This window comes from Methylomonas sp. BG-2 (genome assembly GCF_057766305.1).
This window is the reverse complement of the sequence record NZ_JBYMAP010000330.1, coordinates 1-3,301: the sequence shown is the minus strand read 5'-3', so window position 1 is coordinate 3,301 and position 3,301 is coordinate 1. Positions and strand designations below refer to the sequence as shown.

Genomic DNA, 3,301 nt, shown 5'->3' with positions numbered 1-3,301 from the left:
GGCCGGCGGCGCGGTGGCCGCGTCCGCGCAAGAGCGAAGCTTTAACTTCGATATCCCCGCGCAAGCCTTGGCATCCGCGCTGGAAAGCCTGCGGAGCCAGACCGGCATTCATGTGTTCTATGCCGAGGAAGCGGTAAAAGGTAAAACCAGTGCCGCGCTATCGGGCGAATTGACGGTCCAGCAAGCGGTGACCCGACTATTGGCCGGCAGCGGCCTGACCCACACCTTCACCGCCGCCGATACGGTCGCAATCAAGCGCGGCGATACCGGCAGCGATGCCAATACCACAATGCCGGCGATCACCGTGGTCGGTAAAACCGAATACGATACCAACGATCCTTACAACACTCACTACCAAACCCGCAACGCCACCACCGCGACCAAGACCGATACCCCGGTGATGGAATTGCCGATGTCGGTGAAAGTGGTGCCGAAATCGGTGATCAACGACCAGCAAATCACCCGCCTGGACGACGCCTTGAAAAACGTCAGCGGGGTTTATGGCGGCCCCGGCAACGGCGGTACCGCCGATACCTTTCTGGTACGCGGCTTCGTGGATTTCAGCCCCTACTACAACGGCGTGCGGCTGGAGACCGGCTGGACTCAGGGCGGTCTGCGCGATGCCGCTGGCCTGGAGCGAGTGGAAGTCTTGAAAGGCCCGGCCTCGATTTTGTACGGCCGTATCGAGCCGGGCGGCATGGTCAATATGGTGCCGAAAACGCCGCTGGCGACGCCTTATTATTCGTTGCAACAGCAATTCGGCTCCTACCGCTTTTATCGAACCACGATAGACGCCACCGGCCCGGTGAACGCCGACAAATCGATCCAATACCGCGCCAATCTGGCCTATGAAAACAAAGGCTCGTTTCGCGACTTTATCGAAGGCGAGCGGGTTTATTTCGCACCCACCGTGCATTGGGACATCAGCGACCGCACCCAAGCCACGTTCTACATCGACTATTTGCACAACGACACCGCGCCGGACGTTGGCGGCCCGCCGAGCATCGGCAATCGCCCGGCCGCTCTACCGCGCAATCGCAATTTGAGCGAACCGAATATCCGCGCGGTCAGCGACGACATCCTGTTCGGCGTGGATTGGAGCCATGCCTTCAACGACCAATGGACCTTCCGCCACCGCTTCTTCGCCGACTTCACCGAAGACAACGAGAATCTGCCCGGCGCGCCGCTCGGCTTGGACGCCGACAACCGAACCCTGCATCGCGGCAATTTTGGTGTCCGCGACAACCTGGGCGCAACCTACAACACCAATGCCGATCTGACCGGCAAATTCAAGACCGGCATATTCGAACACACGTTGCTGATCGGCGGCGATTACTTCAGCTTCGAAAATTCCTTTGCTTGGCCGACACCGCAAACAGTGCCGGATATCGACATTTACAACCCGGTTTATTCGGGCAATCTCGATTTATTATCGCGGCTGGACGCTGTCGGCAACCTGGGCTTCGAATGGTTCGGCCTGTATTTGCAGGACCAGATCAAGCTGCCTTACGACGTGCATTTATTGGCGGGCATGCGTTACGACAACGCCAACTCCTGGCAGGATTTCGGCGCTTTCGGCAGCGGCATCAAGGACACCAACCACGAGGATAAAGTCACGCCGCGCGTCGGCATCCTCTGGCAACCGTTCCCGTCGCTCAGCCTTTACGGCAATTACGTGCAAGGCTTCGGCGCGCCGAACATCGGGGTTTACGCCGACGGCGGGGCCAAAATCAAACCGCAGACCTCGGAGCAATGGGAGGCCGGCTTCAAGAAGGAATGGTTGGACGGTAGGCTCAATCTGACCGCCGCATATTTCGAAATCACCAAACAAAACATCGCCACGCCGATCCCCGGCACTCGGTTTTACGAAGCCGTCGGCAAGGCCCGCAACCAAGGCTACGAATTGGACCTGACCGGCGAAGTATTGCCGGGCTGGAAGGTGATCGGGGTTTATTCCTACATTGACTCGGAAATCGTCAGCAACGGCGGTACCGACGAAGGCCATCGCCTCGCGAACGTGCCCGCGCACGGCGGCAGTCTGTGGAATACCTATACCGTGCAAGACGGCGCGTTGAAAGGGCTGAAGTTCGGCGCCGGCGTGGTCGCCCGCTCGCAACGGCAAGGCTCCAACGCCAACGACTTTCAGTTGCCGGGTTACGCCATTTTCAACGCGCTGATCGGCTACGAAACCCACATCGGAAAAACCAAGCTGACCACCCAAATCAACGCGGACAATCTGCTGGACAAGGCGTATTTCGAAACCGGCCGGGCCGACCGAAACTTTTGGGGCACGCCGCGCACCTTCATGGGCTCGGTACGTTTGGAGTATTGACGGTCCTTTCCGCCGCAAAGGCGATCAAGCGGCCTAGCCGCTCGATCGACGGTCGGCCGGATTAAAATCTCGAGCTTCTCCAGCCCCGCGCGCGAACCGCCGGAAATAGTCGAATCGGCCGATTCCGGCATTTTAGCGCGGACAAGAGGGCACTTACGTTCCACCCCAGGCCGGTTAACCGAAATTGTCCAACTCAGTGAACGGATTCAGCTCGATGTAAAAGACAGTCAGGGCGAAGAAAAAATGGTGCTTGCGACAAAGGCTTCGACAAAGCGAAGTTGGGAAATCCCAGAGCGATCGGTATACCGATGAAAAAAACCGACGAGATGGAAACGATCAAGAAAGCAAGAATGGCGAAAGCAGCAAAGCAACTATTCGAAATGCGGGCAGAACGACTGAGAGAATACTGGGGTGAACGATGGGGCTCGAACCCACGACAACCGGAATCACAATCCGGGGCTCTACCAACTGAGCTACGCTCACCATAACGTGAATTTGCAATGGCACGCTTGGCAGGACTCGAACCTGCGACCCTCGGCTTAGAAGGCCGATGCTCTATCCGGCTGAGCTACAAGCGCAAAACTTGGTCGGGGTAGAGAGATTCGAACTCCCGACATTCTGCTCCCAAAGCAGACGCGCTACCAGACTGCGCTATACCCCGAATTGATCTTGTTTTCCCCGCCGCTCGAATGAGCACCGGAAAGACCGACATTCTACCGGTCCAACGAAACCGCGTCAACCACTTTTTACGTTAAGCCGAGCGCGGCCGACATATCGGTACCGGCAAAGCCGCGGGCATCCTCGTCTCCGAATCAAACCAAACATTCCAAACCGTCGACTTTTTGAAAGCCTCTGGGCAATACGTTTCCGCGATTGGCGCGGCTACCGGTGTACTGAGCGATGTCGATGGCTTTCAAGGTCACGAAGCGCTTGCCGGAAAGGATTTTCAGTTCGCCATGGCTCGCCAGC

General features: G+C 57.8%; 1 protein-coding gene and 3 tRNA genes. 1 reads left to right on the top strand and 3 read right to left on the bottom strand.

Annotation, left to right across the window (positions count from 1 at the left end; translation table 11 throughout):
• Positions 1-2,332, top strand: a 2,332-nt coding sequence (locus AC3B8H_RS19635; protein WP_488443208.1) for a TonB-dependent siderophore receptor, incomplete at its 5' end; no start/stop codon positions are given.
• Positions 2,333-2,739: 407 nt separating this feature from the next.
• On the opposite strand, the gene AC3B8H_RS19630 is transcribed toward AC3B8H_RS19635, so the two are convergent.
• The 3 genes from AC3B8H_RS19630 to AC3B8H_RS19620 all read right to left on the bottom strand — a co-directional run bounded on the left by AC3B8H_RS19630 (position 2,740) and on the right by AC3B8H_RS19620 (position 2,993).
• Positions 2,740-2,815: transfer RNA gene (locus AC3B8H_RS19630), tRNA-His, on the bottom strand.
• An 18-nt stretch (positions 2,816-2,833) separates the two neighbouring features.
• Positions 2,834-2,910, bottom strand: a tRNA-Arg gene (locus AC3B8H_RS19625).
• A gap of 6 nt (positions 2,911-2,916) precedes the next feature.
• Positions 2,917-2,993: transfer RNA gene (locus AC3B8H_RS19620), tRNA-Pro, on the bottom strand.
• Positions 2,994-3,301 lie beyond the last annotated feature (308 nt).